The following is a 22,775-nucleotide window of genomic DNA, read 5'->3' as shown; positions in this document are numbered from 1 at the left end:
ATTGCAGGACGTCGCCGCAAAAACACCATTAGAACAGCTTCGCCCGGTGCTGGAGCTGCTGGCGGATGGGGAAATACACTCGGGAGAATCCCTCGGGAATGCGCTTGGTGTCAGCCGAGCCGCTGTTTGGAAACAACTACAAAAGCTTGAGAGCTACGGTCTGACGCTTGAGTCTGCTAAGGGGCGAGGTTATCGCTTGCCGGGAGGTCTCGACTTGCTATCTGCGCAGACTGTTACCGCTCAGCTGGATGGTTCAGTCCGAGCGCTACTGCGCGAGTTGCGGGTTTTTGATGAGTTGAGTTCAACGAACTCGCTGATATTGGAGCGTTTTGAAGAAGGTAAGGGGCATGCTGTAGCGATTCTCGCCGAGCGGCAAAGTGCCGGTCGGGGTCGCCGTGGTCGCAATTGGGTCAGCCCATATGCCACAAGTATCAGCCTCTCAGTGGGCTGGGAGTTTAATGGCGGTGTACAAAGCCTGGAGGGGTTGAGTCTCGCCGTCGGTGTTGCTGTGGCAAAAGCGCTCGAGCGCTTTTCTGTACCGGGTGTGCGCCTGAAGTGGCCAAATGATGTGTGGTGCCAGGGCCGTAAATTGGCCGGTGTATTACTTGAGCTAAAAGGGGATTTAACCGACCGCTGTTCCGTGGTTATCGGTATCGGGTTGAATAATGGTCTCAATGCAAAGACAGCTGAGGAGATTGATCAACCATGGGCAGATCTCCAGCAAGTCCGTCCGGGTATTGGCCGCAGTGAATTAACTGCGGCGATTCTCAGCGAGCTGTTACCGATGTTGGAAACTTACCCGGAAGGGGGCTTCGCCGCTTACCGGGAATCGTGGTCAACCCTAGACCAGTTTGCCGGGCAGCCGGTTCAATTGCGGTCAGGTAATTTGAGCTGGGAAGGTGTTGCGGCCGGTGTCGATGAAAAAGGAGCCTTGTTACTCGACACTGATAAAGGGCAAAAGTCATTTCATGGGGGGGAAATCTCGTTGCGGGGGCAGGTGTGATTCTAGAGCTGGATGTCGGCAATACACGGGGTAAGTGGCGCTACCTGGTCGAAGGCGAGGTAATTGCCCGTGGTGATATCGAAACTGGGCAGTTGCGCCAGCAGATTTTGCCTGAGGGTTGGGCAGACTTAACCCCCTACCGTTTTCGGGTAGTGAATGTTGCCGGTCCCGTTGTTGCTGAATTCTTGAGTCAGGTGGCCCGAGACCTGTTCACACTGGAGGCTGAATTCTCGGCAGTAGCGCCCCAATGTGCCGGCGTTATCTGTGGGTATGAAGACCACTCCGCCCTGGGGGTGGATCGGTGGCTGGCAATGTTGGCGGCCTACCAGCAATCTCCCCGAGCATCATTAATTGTGGATTGCGGCAGTGCGGTCACCTTAGATTTGCTGGACAATAGCGGGCGCCACATTGGGGGATATATCGTTCCCGGTTTCGGATTGATGAATCGCGTTCTCAGTGTCGATACCCATGCAGCAAAGAGTCGTGAGGCACTGGCCCTGACAAAAACATTGGGCGCGGGACGCAATACCAATGAGGCGATAAACCGTGGCCTCTTGCTGATGGTGTTGGGTGCGGTTGATCGAGCAATGGAAGAATTGCAGGTCCACTCCGGTTCCCCCCCTTTATTGTGGTTAACCGGCGGGGATGCGCAGTTGCTCTCCGCAGTTTACCAGCACGAACATCGCCTGGTTCCCGATCTGGTGATGGATGGGTTGGCCCTTAGTAATCCATAAAAATTTACTCTGTTATGCGCTGGATAGCCCTTTCTTTAGTCGCCCTGAACGCTGTGCTTTTTGCCTGGTATATGTTGGTAGCGCCGTCTCCGCAGTTAAGTAGCGGCAAGAGCCCGATCCCTCACGAGTCGGAGGGAAAGAAAATTGCCCTCGTTAGCGAAATATCCCCTGAAGAGCTACCTGCTCCAGCGAAGACCGGCGCATTGAGTAAGGAGTCCTTTGAGGTTGAGCAGCTTTGTACACTGTTGGGACCTTTCGCGGAGGAGTACCAGGGCGAGGATCTCTTGCAGCGAATCCGCTCCCTTCAGGTTAAAGCCGAGCTGCGTGATATAGAAATGCAGGGGCAGATGCGCTACTGGGTATATCTGCCGCCACTGAGTTCGAGGCGGGAGGCCTACAACCGCTTGCGTGAACTACAGTCTCAGGGGATCGACAGCTATGTCATTCCCAAAGGCGCATTGGAAAATGGCATTTCATTTGGGATTTTCAGTGAGCGAGCCCGAGCTGAGTCCCATACCGCCGTTTTGAAGGAGAGGGGGGTTACCGCGCAGTTCAAGGAGGAGCCGCAAACCTATATGGAGCGGTGGATAGTTATGCCCCCTGGCAGCACAGAAAGTCTTGCAGAAGAATTTTGGCGACAACTGCAAAGTGAATACCCGGATCTGGATCGGCGCCCAAATCTTTGTTCTGAAGTACTTGGCTAACAAAAAAGCAGATTTATCAGAAAATCATCAGGTGGCGTCTCGAATCGCTGTTTTTTTCAACAAGTTGGAATAGGCGACATAAAAAATATGATTTATCTGCAAAAAGGGTGTTGCGTGTCGAGATAAGTTCCCATAGAATCCCGCCTCCATTGACGAGGGTGACTTAACAACTTCGGCAATGAACGGGATAGGGCTGGCGTAGCTCAGTTGGTAGAGCAGCTGACTTGTAATCAGCCGGTCGGGGGTTCGACTCCTCTCGCCAGCTCCATTTTCATCCCGTTGCTGTCAAAATTAGGTTTCGCTGCTAAGTATGTGAAATTTAAAGAAAAATTGTTGACAGTGCAGTGAGATGTGTAGACAATGCACACCGCTTTGAGCAGGGGTTCCCGAGTGGCCAAAGGGATCAGACTGTAAATCTGACGCGAAAGCTTCGGTGGTTCGAATCCACCCCCCTGCACCATATTACACCTTAGGGTGTTGCGCGAAATCGAAGGGTTTCGCATGGAGGTCCCGAAAGCGGGCATAGTTCAATGGTAGAACCTCAGCCTTCCAAGCTGATGATGCGGGTTCGATCCCCGCTGCCCGCTCCAAGTTTTGGGGTTGGTTGGAATGCTCTCCAGGGTGCAACATTTTAAGATGCCGTTATCGGCAAGATTTTAGCTCATGTAGCTCAGGGGTAGAGCACACCCTTGGTAAGGGTGAGGTCGGCGGTTCAAATCCGCCCATGAGCTCCATTTTATATGACCGCAAGAGTGAAAGCTCTTGCGGTTGTTTGTGTCCGGGGTCGGATTTTCCGGGTCGGATGTGCATGTTCTGGACGTGGGTGGTGCCGTTATCGGCTCGCCTATATATAGGAGGCTGCAATGGCAAAAGAAAAGTTTGAACGTTCCAAGCCCCACGTGAACGTGGGCACCATCGGTCACGTTGACCACGGTAAAACCACCCTGACTGCTGCTCTGACCCGCGTATGTGCGGAAGTTTGGGGCGGTGACGCTGTTGCTTTCGACGGTATCGACAATGCACCGGAAGAGCGTGAGCGCGGTATCACCATCGCTACTTCTCACGTTGAGTACGAGTCCCCGACTCGCCACTACGCTCACGTAGATTGCCCGGGACACGCCGACTACGTTAAGAACATGATCACCGGTGCTGCTCAGATGGACGGCGCTATTCTGGTATGTTCCGCAGCTGACGGCCCCATGCCGCAGACTCGTGAGCACATCCTGCTTTCCCGTCAGGTAGGTGTACCTTACATCGTTGTATTCCTGAACAAAGCGGACATGGTAGACGACGAAGAGCTGCTCGAGCTGGTAGAAATGGAAGTTCGCGAACTTCTGGACCAGTACGAGTTCCCAGGTGACGACACTCCGATCATCGTTGGTTCCGCTCTGATGGCCCTGAACGGCGAAGACGACAACGAAATGGGTACTACCGCTGTTAAGAAGCTGGTAGAGACTCTGGACGAGTACATCCCTGAGCCAGAGCGCGCTGTAGATCAGCCGTTCCTGATGCCGATCGAAGACGTATTCTCTATCTCTGGCCGTGGTACTGTTGTAACTGGTCGTGTAGAGCGCGGTGTGATCAACACTGGCGACGAGATCGAAATCGTTGGTATCAAAGAAACCACTACTACTACCTGTACTGGTGTTGAAATGTTCCGCAAGCTGCTTGACGAAGGTCGTGCTGGTGAGAACATCGGCGCACTGCTGCGCGGCACCAAGCGTGACGAAGTAGAGCGTGGTCAGGTACTGGCTAAGCCGGGCTCCATCACTCCGCACACCAAGTTCGAAGCGGAAGTGTATGTACTGTCCAAGGACGAAGGTGGTCGTCACACCCCGTTCTTCAAAGGCTACCGTCCTCAGTTCTACTTCCGTACTACCGACGTAACTGGTGCGGTAGAGCTGCCGGAAGGTACTGAAATGGTAATGCCGGGCGACAACATTCAAATGGTTGTTACCCTGATCGCTCCGATCGCCATGGAAGACGGTCTGCGCTTCGCTATCCGCGAAGGTGGTCGTACCGTAGGTGCGGGCGTTGTTGCTAAGATCATTGAGTAATCTTTGATTTCTGCATCACAATATTCTATGTGGTGCACCAGGTGGGAGAGTTCCTGTAGCTCTCTCATCTTTGAGTGCGAAAGTGCTCACACTGTACAGGCCAGTAGTTCAATTGGTAGAGCACCGGTCTCCAAAACCGGGTGTTGGGGGTTCGAGTCCCTCCTGGCCTGCCATTTTTAATCACTCCGCTTAGATAAGCTTAGGGGTGTCGCAAAACCCTACTTGTCAGTGGGGCTTTTGTGTTTATGAGCGCTAAAAGATTATCTATAGTGCGCTAAGGGCTTCTTATATGAATGCTAAAACAGAAGCGAAAACCTTTCGTCTTGACGGTCTGAAGTGGTTGTTAATAGTGCTGCTGGTGGGCGGTGCTGTTGCAGGCAATTCATATTACGCCGAATTCCCTTTGTTTTACCGAGTGTTGGCAGTAACTGCCATCTGTCTGGTAGCTCTGGTTGTGGCTGTAAATACCGCCAAAGGCAATGCGTTGTGGCAACTGTTGCGCGAAGCGCAAACTGAAGTCAGGCGTGTGGTTTGGCCGACCCGCCAAGAAGCAACCCAGACCACAGCGATTGTGGTTGTTTTCGTGTTGATTATGGCGCTTATCTTGTGGGCGCTTGATTCGGCTCTGGGTTGGGCGGCTTCCAAATTTATCGGCTAAAGGTTGATACATGTCAAAGAATTGGTATGTGGTCCAGGCTTACTCGGGCTATGAGAAGCGTGTCGCCAGCTCCCTGAAAGAGCGCATTGAGCTGAACGAAATGGACCACCTGTTTGGTGAAGTCCTGGTTCCCACGGAAGAAGTGGTTGAGATGCGCGCAGGGCAAAAGCGTAAGAGTGAGCGCAAGTTTTTCCCGGGCTATGTCCTGGTAGAAATGGAATTGAATGACGATACCTGGCACTTGGTGAAAGAAACTCCCCGAGTACTGGGTTTTATCGGCGGTAAGGCGGATAAGCCAGCCCCGATCACTGACCGCGAAGCGCAGGCTATCCTGAATCGCATCGACGATTCCGCCGATAAGCCCAAGCCCAAGACTCTGTTTGAGCCCGGTGAAATGGTTCGAGTTATCGACGGTCCGTTTAATGATTTCAACGGTGTGGTTGAAGAGGTTAACTACGAGAAGAGTCGCTTGCGAGTGGCTGTGTTGATCTTCGGACGTTCCACCCCGGTTGAACTGGAGTTCAGTCAGGTAGAGAAGACCTGATTCCAGTATAAATTTTTTGCCCCCTTTCGCCGCGAGGTGGAAGGGGGTTTTCGCGTCCCCGAAAAATGAGTTTTCATTTCGGGGTTCGGGGAGCTTGCCCTTAAACCTTATGGCTGAGTGGCGGGCGTTAATACCCAACTAGAGGAGAGCTGTAATGGCTAAGAAAGTAGAAGCTTATATCAAGCTGCAAGTTAAGGCCGGTCAGGCCAACCCGAGTCCGCCCGTTGGTCCCGCACTGGGTCAGCACGGTGTGAACATCATGGAATTCTGTAAGGCGTTCAACGCCCAGACCCAGAGCCTCGAGCCAGGTCTGCCAGTTCCAGTTGTAATCTCTGTATACAACGACCGCTCCTTCACCTTCATCATGAAGTCGCCGCCCGCCGCTGTACTGCTGCGCAAGGCTGCCAAGATCAAGAGCGGTTCCGGTCGTCCGAACACTGAGAAAGTGGGTAAAGTAACCCGCGCTCAGCTGGAAGAGATCGTAGAAATGAAGAAAGCAGACCTGACTGCATCCGACTTGGACGCGGCCGTGCGCACTATCGCCGGTTCCGCTCGCAGCGCCGGTATCGAAGTGGAGGGTCTCTAAGTGGCTAAATTGAGCAAGCGTCAGCGCGTAATCGCTGAGAAGGTTGAAGCTGGTAAGGCTTACGGTATCGAAGAAGCCGTAGCCCTGCTGAAAGAGCTGTCCAACGTTAAGTTTGCAGAAACTGTAGACGCTTCTGTAAACCTGGGCATCGACCCACGTAAATCCGACCAGGCTGTTCGCGGTGCAACTACTCTGCCGCACGGTACTGGTAAAGAAGTTCGCGTAGCTGTTTTCACCCAGGGTGCTAACGCTGACGCCGCTAAAGAAGCGGGCGCTGACTTGATCGGTATGGACGAGCTGGCTGCCGACGTTAAAGCAGGCAAGATGGACTTCGACGTAGTAATCGCTTCCCCCGATGCGATGCGCGTTGTAGGTCAACTGGGTCAAATCCTCGGCCCGCGCGGCCTGATGCCGAACCCGAAGACTGGCACTGTAACTCCAGACGTTGCTACTGCGGTTAAAAATGCCAAAGCTGGTCAGGTGCGTTTCCGCGCTGACAAAGGCGGCATTATCCACGGTGGTATCGGTAAAGTGGCTTTCGATGCGAACTCTCTGAAAGAGAACCTGGAAGCTCTGGTTGCCGACCTGAAGAAAGCCAAGCCGGCTTCTGCAAAAGGTGTATATCTGAAGAAAATCACCCTGAGCACCACTATGGGCCCGGGTCTGGTTATCGATCAGTCTTCCCTGAATATCTAAATATCACTGCGGGGTGTGATCACCTCTCAGTAAATCGAACTTTGGGGTCCACCTGAATGCTTCGGCAGAAGGTGGGCCGTCAAAGACCGTAGGTGTCAGGTGCGTTTAGGTTTAACGTGCCTGGCTTAATCCGAACTTCGGCCAGGTTGGCCATTGCGAGGTTCGAGCCTACGCAGACGGTGTCGCCCAAACCAGTATTTTTACTGGATTTGAGCTTTATGCACCGGAACGGATCGGACGTTTAAGTCCGGTTTTTTTCAAATCCAGGAGTGACACTATGGCTATTGGACTCGAAGACAAGAAAGCGATTGTCGCAGATGTCCAGCAAGCTGCTGAAAGTGCTCTGTCTGCGGTTGTTGCGGATTCCCGCGGCGTAACCGTGAATGACATGACCACTCTGCGCAAAGAGGCTCGCGAGAACGGCGTTTGGTTGAAAGTCGTCCGCAATACTCTGGCGCGTCGCGCTCTGGCAGGTACCGAATACGAATGTCTGACTGACAAATTCGTAGGTCCTAGCATCATTGCATTCTCTAACGAACACCCAGGTGCCGGCGCGCGCATCCTGAGCCAGTTCGCTAAAGGCAATGACAAGCTGGAACTGAAAGGTGCTGCCTTCGAAGGCGCGATCACCGACGTCGCATTGTTGGCAAGCCTGCCGACTTACGACGAGGCGATCGCCAAGCTGATGAGCGTGTTGAAAGAAGCATCTGCTGGCAAGCTGGTTCGCACTATTGCGGCCGTTCGCGACCAAAAAGAGCAGGAAGCTGCGTAATTTTTTCGCTAGAGCGAATCGCAGTTTCAAAACGAAATACGAGCAGCTACTGCTCAAACCAATTCAGGTACTGAATCATGTCTCTGACTAAAGAAGATATCATCAATGCTGTTGCCGAAATGTCCGTTAAGGATGTTGTTGAGCTGATCGAAGCAATGGAAGAGAAATTCGGCGTAACTGCTGCTGCAGCAGTTGTAGCTGGCCCAGCTGGTGGCGAAGCTGCCGCTGAAGAGAAAGACTCTTTCGACGTAATCCTGACCTCCCCAGGCGACAAGAAAGTGAACGTGATCAAAGTTGTTCGCGGCATCACTGGCCTGGGCTTGAAAGAAGCTAAAGGTCTGGTAGACGGCGCTCCGAGCCCGCTGAAAGAAGGCGTAAGCAAAGACGAAGCTGAAGCAGCTAAGAAAGAGCTGGAAGAAGCTGGCGCAGTTGTAGAACTGAAGTAATTCGGTTCTTGCGTCTCCCGCTAGCTGTCGCGTAAAGCGGCGGGTAGCGGTAAGGCTGGTGGACTTTTGTCCGCCGGCCTTTTTGCCGTTTGCGGTACTGAGGTTTTTACCGGTGCCGGCGGGATTTAAAAACCGTGGCAAACCTCATTTAACCATAGCGCAGTAGCGCTACCCAAAAGCAAGCGGAGAGGTTTCTGGCCAGTGCAGGCAAGTTGCATTGACCAGAGGCTTCTCGCCCGGAGGGGCTCTGGACTGGAGTCCCACGAAGTCTTGTCACTGATCAAGCTGGGGAATTTGAATGGCTTACTCATATACTGAGAAAAAACGTATCCGCAAGGATTTTGGCAAACTGCCTAAGGTCATGGATGTGCCCTTTCTGCTTGCGATACAGCTCGATTCTTATCGCAACTTTACACAGGCCGACAAGCGCCCCGACGACCGTATGGACGTTGGCCTGCAAGCGGCGTTTAAATCTGTATTTCCGATTGTCAGCTATTCCGGCAATGCCGCCCTGGAGTACGTAAGTTATACGCTGGGTAAGCCCGCTTTTGACGTTAAGGAATGTACCCTGCGCGGCGTAACCTATGCATGTCCGCTGCGCGTGCGTGTGCGTCTGATTATTTACGATAAAGAATCTGCGAATAAGTCCATTAAGGACATTAAAGAGCAGGAAGTTTACATGGGCGAGATTCCGCTCATGACCGACAACGGTACCTTCGTAATCAATGGTACCGAGCGCGTTATCGTATCCCAGCTGCACCGTTCCCCGGGTGTATTCTTCGATCACGACAAAGGCAAGACTCACTCTTCCGGTAAGCTGTTGTACGCCGCGCGTGTCATCCCCTACCGTGGCTCATGGCTGGACTTCGAGTTCGATCCGAAAGACCTGGTATTCGTGCGTATCGATCGTCGCCGTAAATTGCCAGCGACTATTCTGCTGCGCGCCCTGGGTTACACCTCCCAGGAAATGCTGGAAATGTTCTTCGAGACCAGCACCTTTGAGCTGTTGGAAGACCGTGTCAGCCTGGAGCTGATTCCATCCCGCCTGCGCGGTGATGTTGCTTCTTTTGACATCAAAGACGGCCAGGGCAAGGTGATTGTCGAAGAGGGTCGCCGTATTACCCCGCGTCATATCCGTCAGTTGGAAAAGGCCGGCGTAGAAAAGCTGGAAGCACCGCTCGAGTACCTGTTTGGCCGTGTACTGGCGAACGACATCATCGATGAGTCCACCGGTGAGATCGCGATCGACTGTAACACCGAGATTACTGATGAAGTAATCGCCAAGCTGCGTGTACTGAACGTTAAGAGTTTCCAAACCCTGTACACCAACGACCTGGATCGCGGTCCGTTTATCTCCGACACCCTGCGTGCAGAGCCTTCTCGCACTGTGTTGGAAGCGCTGGTAGAGATCTACCGTATGATGCGCCCGGGCGAACCGCCCACCAAAGAGTCCGCAGAAGCGCTGTTCGAGAACTTGTTCTTTACCGACGAGCGTTACGACCTGTCCGCTGTTGGCCGCATGAAGTTCAACCGCCGCCTGGGTCGCGAAGACGAGACTGGCCCCGGCACTCTGAGCAAAGAAGATATCGTCGAAGTTCTGAAGACTCTGATCGATATCCGCAACGGTCAGGGCATGGTCGACGATATCGATCACCTGGGTAACCGTCGCGTGCGTTCCGTAGGCGAAATGGCTGAAAACCAGTTCCGCGTTGGCCTGGTACGTGTAGAGCGCGCTGTTAAAGAGCGCCTGTCCATGGCGGAGTCCGAGGGCCTGATGCCTCAGGACCTGATCAATGCCAAGCCGGTTGCCGCTGCCGTGAAGGAATTCTTCGGTTCCTCGCAGCTGTCCCAGTTTATGGACCAGAACAACCCGCTGTCGGAAGTGACTCACAAGCGTCGTGTTTCCGCCCTCGGCCCGGGTGGTTTGACCCGTGAGCGCGCTGGCTTTGAGGTGCGCGATGTGCACCCGACTCACTACGGCCGCGTATGTCCGATTGAGACGCCGGAAGGACCGAACATCGGTCTGATTAACTCCCTGGCCACTTACGCCCGCGCTAACCATTACGGTTTCCTCGAGAGCGCCTACCGCAAAGTGGTCGATGGCAAGGTAACTGATGAAATTGCGTACCTGTCCGCGATCAATGAAGCCAACTTCATTATTGCCCAGGCGTCTGCGGAAGTAGACGACAACGGTAACTTTGTTGATGACCTGATCAGCGTGCGTCACCAGGGCGAATTTACCCTGAAAGCACCGGGCGAAATCCAGTATATGGATGTTTCCGCCAAGCAGGTGGTTTCCGTAGCTGCGGCGATGATTCCATTCCTCGAGCACGATGACGCCAACCGTGCATTGATGGGATCGAACATGCAACGTCAGGCGGTACCGACCCTGCGCGCTGAAAAGCCGCTGGTGGGCACCGGTATGGAGCGCACTGTAGCGCGCGACTCCGGCGTGTGTGTGGTCGCTAAGCGCGGCGGCATTATTGAGCGCGTTGACTCAAGCCGTGTGGTTGTTCGCGTGGCCGATGCTGAGGTGGAAGCCGGTGATGCAGGTGTGGATATCTACAACCTGACCAAATACATCCGCTCCAACCAGAATACCTGTATCAACCAGCGCCCGATCGTTAATACCGGCGATCGTGTAGTCCGTGGCGATATCCTCGCCGATGGTCCCTCTGTAGACCTGGGTGAGCTGGCTCTGGGCCAGAATATGCGCATCGCATTTATGCCCTGGAATGGTTACAACTTTGAGGACTCCATCCTCATCAGTGAGCGCGTTGTACAGGAAGACCGCTTTACCACCATCCACATTCAGGAGCTGACCTGTATTGCCCGCGATACCAAGCTGGGCAGTGAGGAAATTACTGCGGATATCCCCAATGTTGGCGAATCTGCCCTGAATAAGCTGGACGAGTCCGGCATCGTATACATCGGCGCAGAAGTAGGCGCTGGCGATATCCTGGTGGGTAAGGTTACTCCGAAAGGTGAAGCCCAGCTGACTCCGGAAGAGAAGCTGCTGCGCGCGATCTTCGGTGAAAAAGCCTCCGACGTTAAAGACACCTCCCTGCGCGCGCCCAGTGGCACCCGCGGTACGGTGATCGACGTTCAGGTATTTACCCGCGACGGCCTGCAGAAAGACCAGCGCTCCCTCGATATCGAGAAGTCACAGCTGGACGAGGTTCGCAAGGATCTTAACGAAGAATACCGCATCGTTGAAGGTGCGACCTTCGAGCGTCTGCAACAGGCTCTGCTGGGCCAAAAGGCCGCCGGTGGTAAGAGTGTTAAGAAGGGCGATGAGATGACCGCTGAAGTCCTCGCCGCTCTGCCGCGCGAAGACTGGTTCAAGCTGCGTATGGAAGACGACAGCCTGAACGATCAGCTGGAAAAAGCGGAAGCTCAGCTGAAAGAGCGTCGCAAGCTGCTCGATGAAGCCTTCGAAGACAAGAAGAAGAAACTGGAGTCCGGCGATGACCTGGCTCCGGGCGTGCTGAAAATCGTCAAGGTTTACCTGGCGATCAAACGCCGCATCCAGCCGGGCGACAAGATGGCCGGTCGTCACGGTAACAAAGGTGTTATCTCCGTAATCAAGCCCGTTGAGGACATGCCTTATGACCAAAACGGTGAGCCGGTAGATATCGTCCTGAACCCGCTGGGCGTTCCCTCGCGGATGAACGTTGGTCAGGTTCTGGAAATGCACTTGGGCATGGCCGCTAAAGGCCTCGGCGTTAAAGTCGACAAGATGATCAAGGAGCAGCAGGAAATCGCCAAGGTGCGCGGATTCCTGGAAGAGGTCTACAACTCCACTGGCGGACGCAAGGAAGAACTCGACGAGTTCTCCGATGAGGAAGTCATGACCATGGCGCAAAACCTGCGTCGCGGTGTACCTATGGCGACCCCGGTATTTGACGGTGCCGATGAAAGTGAGATCAAGCAGCTGCTGCGTCTTGCCGATATCCCGGACTCCGGTCAGATCACCCTGCACGACGGCCGCACCGGCGATGCTTTCGAGCGTCCGGTAACTGTGGGCTACATGTACATGCTGAAGCTGAACCACTTGGTAGACGACAAGATGCACGCGCGTTCTACCGGTTCCTACAGCCTGGTAACCCAGCAGCCGCTGGGTGGTAAAGCCCAGTTCGGTGGTCAGCGCTTCGGGGAGATGGAAGTGTGGGCGCTGGAAGCTTACGGCGCTGCATACACCCTGCAGGAAATGCTCACGGTTAAATCCGATGACGTGGAAGGCCGTACCAAGATGTACAAGAACATCGTGGACTCCGACCACCGTATGGAGCCGGGCATGCCGGAATCCTTCAACGTACTGGTTAAGGAAATCCGCTCTCTCGGTATGAACTTCGAGCTTGAGCACGAGTAAATCCGAACCCGTACCGAAGCCTGTTGGCAGGTGAAATGAGACAAGTGCCAGCGCCCCTCGAAGCAGTGGGGCAGCTGGCTAGCCCGGCGGCTAGTGCGAGTGCCGGGTTGACTACCCCCTAGTGGAGGAAAGGCCTTGAAAGATTTATTAAATCTGGTGAAGTCCCAGGAGCAGCTGGAAGAGTTTGATGCGATTCGTATCGGTCTGGCATCACCGGACATGATTCGCTCCTGGTCCTACGGCGAAGTGAAAAAGCCGGAGACCATCAACTACCGTACCTTCAAGCCCGAGCGTGAAGGCTTGTTCTGTGCCAAGATCTTTGGCCCGGTAAAAGACTACGAGTGCCTGTGCGGTAAGTACAAGCGCATGAAGCACCGCGGCATTATCTGTGAGAAGTGTGGCGTTGAAGTGACCAAGGCCAAGGTTCGCCGTGAGCGCATGGGTCACATCGAGCTGGCCAGCCCGGTTGCACACATCTGGTTCCTGAAATCCCTGCCGTCCCGTATCGGCCTGCTGCTGGACATGACCCTGCGCGATATCGAGCGCGTGCTGTACTTCGAATCTTACGTGGTTACCGAGCCGGGTATGACTACCCTGGAGCGCGGCCAGCTGCTGAATGACGAGCAGTACTTTGAGGCGATGGAAGAGTTCGCCGACGAGTTTGAAGCGAAAATGGGTGCCGAGGCGATCCAGGAGCTGATGGCGGACATCGAGCTGCCCGCAGAAATCCAGCGCCTGCGCGAAGAGATCCCGGCGACCAACTCCGAAACCAAGATCAAGAAACTGTCCAAGCGCCTGAAGCTGCTGGAAGCCTTCTACAAGTCCGGTAATAACCCGGAGTGGATGGTGATGAAGGCTCTGCCGGTTCTGCCGCCGGATCTGCGCCCGCTGGTACCGCTGGATGGCGGTCGTTTCGCGACCTCCGATCTGAACGACCTCTACCGTCGTGTGATCAACCGTAACAACCGTCTGAAGCGTCTACTTGAGCTGAACGCGCCGGACATTATCGTGCGCAACGAAAAGCGCATGCTGCAGGAATCTGTTGACGCACTGCTGGATAACGGCCGTCGTGGTCGCGCCATCACCGGCTCCAACAAGCGCCCGCTGAAGTCCCTGGCTGACATGATTAAAGGTAAGCAGGGTCGTTTCCGTCAGAACCTGCTGGGTAAGCGTGTTGACTACTCCGGTCGTTCCGTGATCGTGGTAGGTCCGACCCTGCGTCTGCATCAGTGTGGTCTGCCCAAGAAGATGGCACTGGAACTGTTTAAGCCGTTTATCTTTGGCAAGCTGGAATCCCGTGGCCTGGCCACTACGATCAAAGCTGCCAAGAAGATGGTTGAACGCGAGGAAGCTGTCGTTTGGGATATCCTCGACGAAGTGATCCGCGAGCACCCGGTACTGCTTAACCGTGCACCGACCCTTCACCGTCTGGGTATCCAGGCGTTTGAACCGGTACTGATTGAAGGTAAGGCAATCCAGCTGCACCCGCTGGTTTGTGCGGCCTATAACGCCGACTTCGACGGTGACCAGATGGCGGTACACGTACCGCTGACGATCGAAGCGCAGCTGGAATCCCGCGCGCTGATGATGTCCACCAACAACATCCTGTCGCCTGCCAACGGTGAGCCGATCATCGTACCGTCCCAGGACGTGGTACTGGGTCTGTACTGGATGACCCGTGAGCGCGTTAACGATAAAGGCGAAGGCATGTTCTTCTCCGATATCAAAGAAGTGAGCCGTGCTTTCTACGCCAAGCAGGTTGGTCTGCAAGCGAAGATCAAGGTGCGTATCCGCGAAAATATCGTCGGCGAAGACGGTGAGAAGCACGAGACTATCTCCATTCAGGACACCACTGTAGGCCGCGCGCTGCTGTGGAATATCGTGCCGGAAGGCCTGCCGTTTGCGCACGTCAACCAGCCGATGAAGAAAAAGGCGATCTCCCGCGCCCTGAACGAGTGCTACCGCAAGGTAGGCCTGAAGGCGACGGTTATTTTTGCCGACCAGCTGATGTACACCGGTTTCGACTTCTCTACCAAGTCCGGTTCCTCCATTGGTGTGAACGACTTTGAGATTCCGGCTGAGAAAGCTGAGCTGATCGATGCCGCTGAAGCGGAAGTGAAAGAGATTGAAAGCCAGTTTGCTTCCGGCCTGGTAACCCAGGGTGAGAAGTACAATAAGGTTATCGACGTTTGGTCCCGCACCAACGACAAGGTAACCCAGGCGATGATGGCCGGTATCAAGAAAGAGAAGGTGATCGACCGCGAGGGCAACGAGACCAAGCAGGACTCCTTCAACTCCGTATACATGTACGCAGACTCCGGTGCTCGTGGTTCTGAAGCTCAGATCCGTCAGCTCGCGGGTATGCGTGGTCTGATGGCCCGTCCGGATGGCTCCATTATCGAGAACGCCATTACGGCAAACTTCCGTGAAGGTCTGACTGTACAGCAGTACTTCATCTCGACCCACGGTGCTCGTAAAGGTCTTGCGGATACCGCACTGAAAACCGCTAACTCCGGTTACCTGACCCGTCGTTTGGTTGACGTGGCCCAGGACGTGGTAATTACCGAGCTGGATTGTGGCACCGACGATGGTCTGACCATGGCGCCGGTAATCGAGGGCGGTGACGTTATCGAATCTCTCGGTGACCGTATCCTCGGCCGTGTAGTGGCCCGCGATGTACTGAAACCGGGCAGTGATGAAATCGCCGTTTCTGCCGGCACTATGATCGACGAGAAGTGGGTAGAGCGCATCGAAGCCATGGGCATCGATGAGGTTCTGGTTCGCTCCCCGATCACCTGTGAGACTGCACACGGTATCTGTGCCCAGTGTTACGGCCGCGACCTGGCCCGTGGCCACCGCGCCAACCCGGGTGAGTCTGTGGGCGTTGTTGCCGCACAGTCCATCGGTGAGCCGGGCACCCAGCTGACCATGCGTACCTTCCACATCGGTGGTGCTGCAAGCCGTGCCTCCGCTGCGGACAGCATCCAGGTGAAGCAGGGCGGTACCGTACGTCTGCACAATGTTAAGACGGTTAAAACCGAAGTCGGCACTCTGGTAGCCGTGTCCCGTTCCGGTGAGCTGGCGATTGCCGACAGCGCCGGTCGCGAGCGCGAGCGCTACAAGCTGCCTTACGGTGCTGTGATCAGCGTCTATGAAGGTGCCGAGGTAGACGGTGGCCAGATCGTGGCCAAGTGGGACCCGCACACCCACCCGATCATCACCGAGGTTGCCGGTTGGGTGAAACTGTCCGGTATGGAAGAAGGGCTCTCCATCCGCAAGCAGACCGACGATATCACTGGCCTGTCTTCTATCGAGATTATCGATCCGGCCGAGCGCCCGGCAGCGGGTAAAGATCTGCGCCCAGCGGTAACCCTGCTGGATGAGAACGGCGAAGAGCTGACTCTGGCTAACAGTAATGCGCCTGCGCACTACGCCTTGCCGCCGCGTGCAATCCTCAGCCTGGCTGAAGGTAAGCAGGTGAACGTGGGTGACGTAATTGCACGTATTCCGCAGGAATCCGGCGGTACCAAGGATATCACCGGTGGTCTGCCCCGCGTTGCCGACCTGTTTGAAGCGCGTAAGCCGAAAGAGCCGTCCATTCTGGCGGAAATTTCCGGTACCGTTTCCTTCGGTAAAGAGACCAAAGGCAAGGTTCGTCTGCAGATTACTCCGCGTGACGGCAAGCCGCTGGCCAATGGTAAGGACCACTACGAGGTTCTGATTCCAAAGCATCGCCAGCTGACCGTGTTCGAAGGTGAAACCGTAGAGAAGGGTGAGGTTATCTCCGATGGCCCGTCCAACCCGCACGATATTTTGCGCCTGAAAGGTGTTGAAGAGCTGGCTCGCTACATCACCAACGAGATCCAGGAGGTTTACCGCCTCCAGGGTGTAGGCATTAACGATAAGCACATCGAAACCATCGTGCGTCAGATGCTGCGTAAAGTTGAAGTCACCGAGATGGGTGATTCCAGCTTGATTAAGGGCGACCAGGTTGAATACCAGCGCGTGATCGAAGAGAACGAACAGCTGCGTGCCGAGAACAAGCAGCCCGCTCAGTTCGAACGCCTGCTGCTGGGTATTACCAAAGCGTCCCTGGCAACTGAGTCCTTCCTGTCAGCGGCTTCGTTCCAGGAAACCACTCGCGTTCTGACCGAAGCGGCGGTAACTGGTAAGGAAGACAACCTGCGCGGCTTGAAAGAGAACGTGGTTGTGGGTCGCTTGATCCCGGCTGGTACCGGTCTGGCTTACCACAGCGAGCGCAAGCGCAAGCGCAGCCTGCAGTTGGAAGAGGCCTTCGGTGAAGGACCTTCCGCAGCTGAGGTTGAAGCAGCTCTGACTGAGGCACTGAAGTCCTCAGGCGAATAAGGCGTATCCCACTCTATCTGTTGGTGGAGTGGGGTAGGTTGGGGCACTTAGGTGCCCGATCTGATATTGGCGACTGTCTGTGATGTAAGCACTTACTTCCGTCGCCGATTGACTAGGCGGGTTGTCGCTTATAGAATGCGGCCCCCGCTTATGTGGGGTGTTCCGTTTGATCCCAGGATCGGACGATACACACAGACGATAGGCCCTCACTGTTAGAGGTGGGGGCATTTTATTTTTGGAGTGATTTTTAATGGCAACGATCAACCAGTTGGTTCGTAAGCCGAGAAAACGCAAAGTTGAAAAAAGCGACGTTCCTGCTCTGCAGGCTAGCCCGCAGCGTCGCGGAGTTTGCACTCGTGTGTACACCACTACACCGAAGAAGCCGAACTCTGCACTGCGTAAGGTTTGCCGTGTGCGTCTGACCAGCGGTTACGAAGTAACTTCGTACATCGGTGGTGAAGGCCACAACCTGCAAGAGCACAGCGTGGTACTGATTCGCGGCGGTCGTGTAAAAGACCTGCCGGGTGTGCGCTACCACACTGTACGCGGTGCACTTGACTGTGCCGGCGTAAACGATCGCAAGCAGGGCCGTTCTAAGTACGGCGCCAAGCGTCCTAAAGGTTAATCACCTTTAACGATTTGCGTTTCGGTTTCCAACCGGAGTAAGGCTGAGCTCGCCGGATTGTAATGTTTTACGGCGGCGTCTCAGAATAACCCTGAAGAGAGGCAATACCCATGCCGAGAAGACGAGTAGTCGCCAAGCGCGAAGTGCTACCGGACCCCAAGTTCGGGAACGTCACCCTGGCCAAGTTCATGAACCACGTCATGATCAGCGGCAAGAAGTCAGTTGCAGAGCGTATCGTATACGGTGCACTTGAGACTATTTCTGAAAAATTGAACAAAGATCCGATCGAAGTATTCGAGGAATCTTTGGAAAATATCGCGCCTATGGTGGAAGTAAAGTCCCGCCGTGTTGGTGGTGCGACGTATCAGGTGCCTGTAGAAGTGCGCCCCTCGCGTCGTACGGCTCTGGCAATGCGTTGGTTGGTGGAGTTCTCCCGTAAGCGCGGTGAGAAATCTATGGCTCAGCGTCTGGCCAACGAAATGATCGATGCAGCCCAAAACAAGGGTGGCGCGGTCAAGAAGCGTGAAGATGTACACCGCATGGCAGAAGCCAACAAGGCATTCTCTCACTACCGCTTCTAAGTCTGATGAATACCAACATCGGAAATTAATACCGAAAGGCAGCACGGAAAATTCCAGGCTGCCTTTTGCCGTTATATCGAGGATACAACTGTGGCACGTAAAACGCCCATCGCACGTTACCGTAACATCGGTATCTGTGCCCACGTAGACGCCGGTAAAACCACTACTACCGAGCGCGTACTTTTCTACACTGGTCTATCCCACAAAATTGGTGAAGTACACGAAGGTGCTGCCACCATGGACTGGATGGAGCAGGAGCAGGAGCGTGGTATCACCATTACTTCTGCTGCAACTACCTGTTTCTGGTCTGGCATGCAGCAGCAGTTCGACCAGCACCGCGTAAACATCATCGATACCCCAGGACACGTTGACTTCACTATTGAAGTTGAGCGCTCCCTGCGCGTACTAGACGGTGCTGTTGTTGTACTGTGTGGCTCCTCTGGTGTTCAGCCTCAGACTGAAACCGTATGGCGCCAGGCGAACAAATACGAAGTACCGCGCATGGTATTCGTAAACAAAATGGACCGCGCCGGTGCGAACTACCGCAACGTTGTGAGCCAGCTGAAAGACCGCTTGAACGCGAATGCTGTACCTCTGCAGATGACCATCGGCTCTGAGGACGAGTTCAAGGGTGTTGTTGACCTGGTGAAGATGAAGGCCATTCTGTGGAATGAAGCCGACCAGGGCATGACTTTCGACTACGCTGACATCCCCGCTGAGCTGCAGGACGAGTGCGACGAAATGCGCGAGTACCTGGTAGAAGCGGCCGCTGAAGCCAGCGAAGAGTTGATGGAAAAATACCTGGAAGAAGGTGAGCTGTCCGAAGAAGAAATCAAGGCAGCTATCCGTCAGCGTACCCTGGCCAACGAAATTGTACCGGTTCTGGGCGGTTCTGCGTTCAAGAACAAGGGTGTACAGGCTGTACTGGACGCAGTTATCGAATACCTGCCGGCGCCGACTGAAGTTAAGGCGATCGAAGGTACTCTGGAAGATGGCGAAACTGTTGAGAGCCGCGAAGCTGACGACAATGCGCCGTTCGCTGCACTGGCGTTCAAAATTGCTACCGACCCCTTCGTTGGTACCCTGACTTTCTTCCGTGTTTACTCCGGTAAGCTGGAGAGCGGTACTGCGGTATACAACTCCGTAAAAATGAAGAAAGAGCGTGTCGGTCGTATGGTGCAAATGCACTCCAACGATCGTCAGGAAATTAAAGAAGTACTGGCTGGTGACATCGCTGCTGCGATTGGTCTGAAAGACGTAACCACTGGTGACACCCTGTGTGCCGAAGACAACAAGATTGTTCTGGAGCGTATGGAGTTCCCCGAGCCGGTAATTTCTGTTGCGGTTGAGCCCAAGTCCAAGCCGGACCAGGAAAAAATGGGTATTGCCCTCGGCAAGCTGGCCCAGGAAGATCCGTCCTTCCGCGTGAAGACTGACGAGGAAACCGGTCAGACCATTATCTCCGGTATGGGTGAATTGCACCTGGATATCATCGTTGACCGCATGAAGCGTGAGTTCAACGTTGAAGCGAACATCGGTAAGCCTCAGGTTGCCTACCGTGAAACTATCCGCAACACCTCTGAGATCGAAGGTAAGTTCGTTCGTCAGTCCGGTGGTCGCGGTCAGTACGGTCACGTATGGGTGAAGTTTGAGCCCGCCGAAGACGAGTCTCAGGAAGGTCTGGAATTCGTTAACGAAATCGTGGGCGGTGCGGTACCGAAGGAATACATTCCTGCGGTACAGAAAGGTATCGAAGAGCAGATGAAGAACGGTGTTCTGGCTGGCTACCCGCTGCTGGGCCTGAAGGCGACTCTGTACGACGGTTCCTTCCACGATGTGGACTCCAATGAAATGGCGTTTAAGATCGCCGGTTCTATGGCGACCAAGAAGCTGTCCAGTCAGGGCGGTGCGGTGCTGCTCGAGCCGATGATGAAGGTGGAAGTGGTAACTCCGGAAGAGAACATGGGTGATGTGGTTGGTGACCTCAACCGTCGCCGTGGCCTCATCCAGGGTATGGAAGACAACCCCTCCGGTAAGGTTGTCAATGCGGAAGTACCTCTGGCAGAAATGTTCGGTTACGCAACTGACCTGCGTTCTGCTACTCAGGGCCGTGCTACCTACACCATGGAATTCCTGAAGTACGCCGAAGCGCCGAAAAATGTTGCCGATGAGATCATCGCCAAGACTAAGGCCTAATTAACTTCTGCTTAAAGGGGGCTGGGCCAACAGCTGGGGCCCCTTTGGCAAACTTTTAGCTAGAGGACATCTAAAGATGGCAAAAGAAAAGTTTGAACGTTCCAAGCCCCACGTGAACGTGGGCACCATCGGTCACGTTGACCACGGTAAAACCACCCTGACTGCTGCTCTGACCCGCGTATGTGCGGAAGTTTGGGGCGGTGACGCTGTTGCTTTCGACGGTATCGACAATGCACCGGAAGAGCGTGAGCGCGGTATCACCATCGCTACTTCTCACGTTGAGTACGAGTCCCCGACTCGCCACTACGCTCACGTAGATTGCCCGGGACACGCCGACTACGTTAAGAACATGATCACCGGTGCTGCTCAGATGGACGGCGCTATTCTGGTATGTTCCGCAGCTGACGGCCCCATGCCGCAGACTCGTGAGCACATCCTGCTTTCCCGTCAGGTAGGTGTACCTTACATCGTTGTATTCCTGAACAAAGCGGACATGGTAGACGACGAAGAGCTGCTCGAGCTGGTAGAAATGGAAGTTCGCGAACTTCTGGATCAGTACGAGTTCCCAGGTGACGACACTCCGATCATCGTTGGCTCCGCTCTGATGGCCCTGAACGGCGAAGACGACAACGAAATGGGTACTACCGCTGTTAAGAAGCTGGTAGAGACTCTGGATGAGTACATCCCTGAGCCAGAGCGCGCTGTAGATCAGCCGTTCCTGATGCCGATCGAAGACGTATTCTCTATCTCTGGCCGTGGTACTGTTGTAACTGGTCGTGTAGAGCGCGGTGTGATCAACACTGGCGACGAGATCGAAATCGTTGGTATCAAAGAAACCACCACTACTACCTGTACTGGTGTTGAAATGTTCCGCAAGCTGCTCGACGAAGGTCGTGCTGGTGAGAACATCGGCGCACTGCTGCGCGGCACCAAGCGTGACGAAGTAGAGCGTGGTCAGGTACTGGCTAAGCCGGGCTCCATCACTCCGCACACCAAGTTCGAAGCGGAAGTGTATGTACTGTCCAAGGACGAAGGTGGTCGTCACACCCCGTTCTTCAAAGGCTACCGTCCTCAGTTCTACTTCCGTACTACCGACGTAACTGGTGCGGTAGAGCTGCCGGAAGGTACTGAAATGGTAATGCCGGGCGACAACATTCAAATGGTTGTTACCCTGATCGCTCCGATCGCCATGGAAGACGGCCTGCGCTTCGCTATCCGCGAAGGTGGTCGTACCGTAGGTGCGGGCGTTGTTGCCAAGATCATCGAGTAATAGTTACTCCTGATCTAAATAAAAAGCCGCAGCGGACGCGCTGCGGCTTTTTTGTGCCCGATAATTGCCTACTTGCACCAGCTGGTGTTGTTTGGTGCTACGAGCATCACCCCTCTCTGTTAACAGCTCAATATTGAATCCTTTCCGGCATATCTGCGGCCGCTAATATTTGCTTTTAATCTAGCGAGCTTATGGCCAATCCCGGCTTAAATCACAGCTTCTGCTGCCCGCAAACAGCTTGGTGAATTGAGGGCCGCTCATCTCAACCAGTTCTTCGTGGTCACCGGCCTCAAAGTAAATGGTTTCACGGTGTCCAAGACTGGTGTCTAGCAGGGTGGTAATTCCGTAAGCCTGGCCTAGGGCGGGCAGGGCGCCCAGTTCACAGTCTGGGAATATGGCGCCGAGCTCGGTTTCCGAGACCATTTGCAGTGAGTTTCGCCCCGTCTCATTGTGAAGAGAGCGCATATCGAGGCTGCTGCTGGCTGGGATCACAGCCATTACGTAACCCTCTATATCCTGAAGCAAAATCGCTTTTGCCACCTGATCCTCTCGCACGTGAGCTGCGCGGGCGCTTTCCCGGCTGGTGCGAGTGTGTGGGTGCTGAATCAGGTGATAATCGACCGATTGGTCATTTAAATATTGACTCAGTGTTGCGGCGATAGTCATTGTGGATACCTCGTTCCGCTTGGGGTACTCAATTGTAGTTTCAACAGATTGAAATTTGATCAGCCTGTACAGTTGACAGCCTGCTGCGCTCCCCGTAGAATTCGCGCTCCTTTTCGCCCGCCCTCGGGGCTGCGTAAGAGGACGTTCTTTAGTTAATAATTGGAGTTTGATTCCATGCAGGGTCAACGTATCCGTATTCGCCTGAAGGCCTTCGATCACAAGCTGATCGACGCGTCCACTCAGGAGATCGTAGAGACGGCTAAGCGCACTGGCGCACAAGTTCGCGGTCCTATCCCGCTGCCGACTCGCAAAGAGAAGTACACCGTACTGATTTCCCCGCACGTTAATAAAGACGCTCGCGATCAGTATGAGATCCGTACTCACAAGCGTTTGCTGGACATCGTTGAGCCTACCGAGAAAACCGTCGACGCGCTGATGAAGCTCGATCTGGCGGCCGGTGTTGAGGTCCAAATTAGTCTCGGCTAACACTTTTACTAACT

General features: G+C 54.5%; 18 protein-coding genes and 5 tRNA genes. 22 read left to right on the top strand and 1 reads right to left on the bottom strand.

Going from position 1 to position 22,775, the window contains the following annotated elements; all coding sequences use genetic code 11:
- Position 1 precedes the first annotated feature (1 nt).
- The 21 genes from birA (at position 2) to tuf (ACJJIW_RS03735) (ending at position 21,609) form a co-directional block, all read left to right on the top strand.
- On the top strand, positions 2 to 1,003 hold the full coding sequence (birA, locus tag ACJJIW_RS03835) for a bifunctional biotin--[acetyl-CoA-carboxylase] ligase/biotin operon repressor BirA (RefSeq protein ID WP_444936720.1): 1,002 nt from the start codon (positions 2 to 4) through the stop codon (positions 1,001 to 1,003).
- Entirely contained in the window at positions 1,000 to 1,737 is a 738-nt protein-coding gene (locus ACJJIW_RS03830) for a type III pantothenate kinase (protein WP_444936719.1), read from the top strand. Before birA ends, ACJJIW_RS03830 begins: the two co-directional genes overlap by 4 nt.
- 14 nt (positions 1,738 to 1,751) lie before the next feature.
- Positions 1,752 to 2,441: an SPOR domain-containing protein gene (locus ACJJIW_RS03825; protein WP_444936718.1), complete on the top strand. Its 690-nt coding sequence runs from the start codon at positions 1,752 to 1,754 to the stop codon at positions 2,439 to 2,441.
- A gap of 192 nt (positions 2,442 to 2,633) precedes the next feature.
- A tRNA-Thr gene (locus ACJJIW_RS03820) sits at positions 2,634 to 2,709 on the top strand.
- Between the two features lie 108 nt (positions 2,710 to 2,817).
- Positions 2,818 to 2,901, top strand: a tRNA-Tyr gene (locus tag ACJJIW_RS03815).
- Positions 2,902 to 2,957: 56 nt separating this feature from the next.
- Positions 2,958 to 3,031, top strand: a tRNA-Gly gene (locus tag ACJJIW_RS03810).
- Positions 3,032 to 3,100: 69 nt separating this feature from the next.
- Positions 3,101 to 3,175 (top strand) — tRNA-Thr (locus ACJJIW_RS03805).
- Positions 3,176 to 3,304: 129 nt separating this feature from the next.
- Entirely contained in the window at positions 3,305 to 4,498 is a 1,194-nt protein-coding gene (gene tuf, locus ACJJIW_RS03800) for an elongation factor Tu (RefSeq protein WP_108731642.1), read from the top strand.
- Positions 4,499 to 4,595: 97 nt separating this feature from the next.
- Positions 4,596 to 4,671 (top strand) — tRNA-Trp (locus ACJJIW_RS03795).
- Positions 4,672 to 4,787: 116 nt separating this feature from the next.
- Positions 4,788 to 5,156: a preprotein translocase subunit SecE gene (gene secE, locus ACJJIW_RS03790; protein WP_108731643.1), complete on the top strand. Its 369-nt coding sequence runs from the start codon at positions 4,788 to 4,790 to the stop codon at positions 5,154 to 5,156.
- 10 nt (positions 5,157 to 5,166) lie between these two features.
- Complete coding sequence (gene nusG, locus ACJJIW_RS03785; RefSeq protein WP_108731644.1) at positions 5,167 to 5,700, top strand: transcription termination/antitermination protein NusG; 534 nt, start codon at positions 5,167 to 5,169, stop codon at positions 5,698 to 5,700.
- A 154-nt stretch (positions 5,701 to 5,854) separates the two neighbouring features.
- Positions 5,855 to 6,286, top strand: coding sequence for a 50S ribosomal protein L11 (gene rplK / locus ACJJIW_RS03780; RefSeq protein ID WP_108731645.1), 432 nt, complete (start codon positions 5,855 to 5,857; stop codon positions 6,284 to 6,286).
- A complete protein-coding gene (rplA, locus tag ACJJIW_RS03775; RefSeq protein ID WP_108731646.1) occupies positions 6,287 to 6,982 on the top strand; it encodes a 50S ribosomal protein L1 in 696 nt (231 codons plus the stop codon).
- Between the two features lie 277 nt (positions 6,983 to 7,259).
- Complete coding sequence (gene rplJ / locus ACJJIW_RS03770; RefSeq protein ID WP_108731647.1) at positions 7,260 to 7,754, top strand: 50S ribosomal protein L10; 495 nt, start codon at positions 7,260 to 7,262, stop codon at positions 7,752 to 7,754.
- A 77-nt stretch (positions 7,755 to 7,831) separates the two neighbouring features.
- On the top strand, positions 7,832 to 8,200 hold the full coding sequence (gene rplL / locus ACJJIW_RS03765) for a 50S ribosomal protein L7/L12 (RefSeq protein WP_282934403.1): 369 nt from the start codon (positions 7,832 to 7,834) through the stop codon (positions 8,198 to 8,200).
- Between the two features lie 298 nt (positions 8,201 to 8,498).
- Positions 8,499 to 12,572 carry a DNA-directed RNA polymerase subunit beta gene (rpoB, locus tag ACJJIW_RS03760; protein WP_282934402.1) on the top strand — a complete coding sequence of 1,358 codons (4,074 nt, stop codon included), beginning with the start codon at positions 8,499 to 8,501 and terminating at the stop codon, positions 12,570 to 12,572.
- A 135-nt stretch (positions 12,573 to 12,707) separates the two neighbouring features.
- A complete protein-coding gene (gene rpoC / locus ACJJIW_RS03755; protein WP_282934401.1) occupies positions 12,708 to 16,937 on the top strand; it encodes a DNA-directed RNA polymerase subunit beta' in 4,230 nt (1,409 codons plus the stop codon).
- A gap of 250 nt (positions 16,938 to 17,187) precedes the next feature.
- A complete protein-coding gene (rpsL, locus tag ACJJIW_RS03750; protein ID WP_108731651.1) occupies positions 17,188 to 17,562 on the top strand; it encodes a 30S ribosomal protein S12 in 375 nt (124 codons plus the stop codon).
- Positions 17,563 to 17,672: 110 nt separating this feature from the next.
- Entirely contained in the window at positions 17,673 to 18,143 is a 471-nt protein-coding gene (rpsG, locus tag ACJJIW_RS03745) for a 30S ribosomal protein S7 (RefSeq protein ID WP_152451131.1), read from the top strand.
- A gap of 90 nt (positions 18,144 to 18,233) precedes the next feature.
- Complete coding sequence (fusA, locus tag ACJJIW_RS03740; protein WP_444892717.1) at positions 18,234 to 20,339, top strand: elongation factor G; 2,106 nt, start codon at positions 18,234 to 18,236, stop codon at positions 20,337 to 20,339.
- Positions 20,340 to 20,415: 76 nt separating this feature from the next.
- Positions 20,416 to 21,609: an elongation factor Tu gene (tuf, locus tag ACJJIW_RS03735; RefSeq protein ID WP_108731642.1), complete on the top strand. Its 1,194-nt coding sequence runs from the start codon at positions 20,416 to 20,418 to the stop codon at positions 21,607 to 21,609.
- Positions 21,610 to 21,798: 189 nt separating this feature from the next.
- On the opposite strand, the gene ACJJIW_RS03730 is transcribed toward tuf (ACJJIW_RS03735), so the two are convergent.
- Positions 21,799 to 22,275, bottom strand: coding sequence for an aminoacyl-tRNA deacylase (locus ACJJIW_RS03730; RefSeq protein ID WP_282934399.1), 477 nt, complete (start codon positions 22,273 to 22,275; stop codon positions 21,799 to 21,801).
- Between the two features lie 174 nt (positions 22,276 to 22,449).
- On the opposite strand from ACJJIW_RS03730, the gene rpsJ reads away from it, so the two are divergent.
- Positions 22,450 to 22,761, top strand: a complete 312-nt coding sequence (rpsJ, locus tag ACJJIW_RS03725) for a 30S ribosomal protein S10 (RefSeq protein ID WP_010133849.1) — start codon at positions 22,450 to 22,452, stop codon at positions 22,759 to 22,761.
- The last annotated feature ends 14 nt before the right edge of the window (positions 22,762 to 22,775 follow it).

Source organism: Microbulbifer maximicatervae (SeqCode), from assembly GCF_052467815.1.
Note: the sequence above shows the minus strand (reverse complement) of the source record. Positions and strands in the feature narration are given on the sequence as shown.

What these genes read in the sequence shown, in the direction of transcription:
- rpoB (WP_282934402.1), top strand. Translation starts at nt 8,499, where the DNA reads ATGGCTTACTCATATACTGAGAAAAAACGTATCCGCAAGGATTTTGGC.
- ACJJIW_RS03730 (WP_282934399.1), bottom strand. Translation starts at nt 22,275, where the DNA reads ATGACTATCGCCGCAACACTGAGTCAATATTTAAATGACCAATCGGTC.
- nusG (WP_108731644.1), top strand. Translation starts at nt 5,167, where the DNA reads ATGTCAAAGAATTGGTATGTGGTCCAGGCTTACTCGGGCTATGAGAAG.
- rpsL (WP_108731651.1), top strand. Translation starts at nt 17,188, where the DNA reads ATGGCAACGATCAACCAGTTGGTTCGTAAGCCGAGAAAACGCAAAGTT.
- rpsG (WP_152451131.1), top strand. Translation starts at nt 17,673, where the DNA reads ATGCCGAGAAGACGAGTAGTCGCCAAGCGCGAAGTGCTACCGGACCCC.
- rpsJ (WP_010133849.1), top strand. Translation starts at nt 22,450, where the DNA reads ATGCAGGGTCAACGTATCCGTATTCGCCTGAAGGCCTTCGATCACAAG.
- rplJ (WP_108731647.1), top strand. Translation starts at nt 7,260, where the DNA reads ATGGCTATTGGACTCGAAGACAAGAAAGCGATTGTCGCAGATGTCCAG.
- ACJJIW_RS03825 (WP_444936718.1), top strand. Translation starts at nt 1,752, where the DNA reads ATGCGCTGGATAGCCCTTTCTTTAGTCGCCCTGAACGCTGTGCTTTTT.
- tuf (WP_108731642.1), top strand. Translation starts at nt 3,305, where the DNA reads ATGGCAAAAGAAAAGTTTGAACGTTCCAAGCCCCACGTGAACGTGGGC.
- secE (WP_108731643.1), top strand. Translation starts at nt 4,788, where the DNA reads ATGAATGCTAAAACAGAAGCGAAAACCTTTCGTCTTGACGGTCTGAAG.
- tuf (WP_108731642.1), top strand. Translation starts at nt 20,416, where the DNA reads ATGGCAAAAGAAAAGTTTGAACGTTCCAAGCCCCACGTGAACGTGGGC.
- rplL (WP_282934403.1), top strand. Translation starts at nt 7,832, where the DNA reads ATGTCTCTGACTAAAGAAGATATCATCAATGCTGTTGCCGAAATGTCC.
- rplK (WP_108731645.1), top strand. Translation starts at nt 5,855, where the DNA reads ATGGCTAAGAAAGTAGAAGCTTATATCAAGCTGCAAGTTAAGGCCGGT.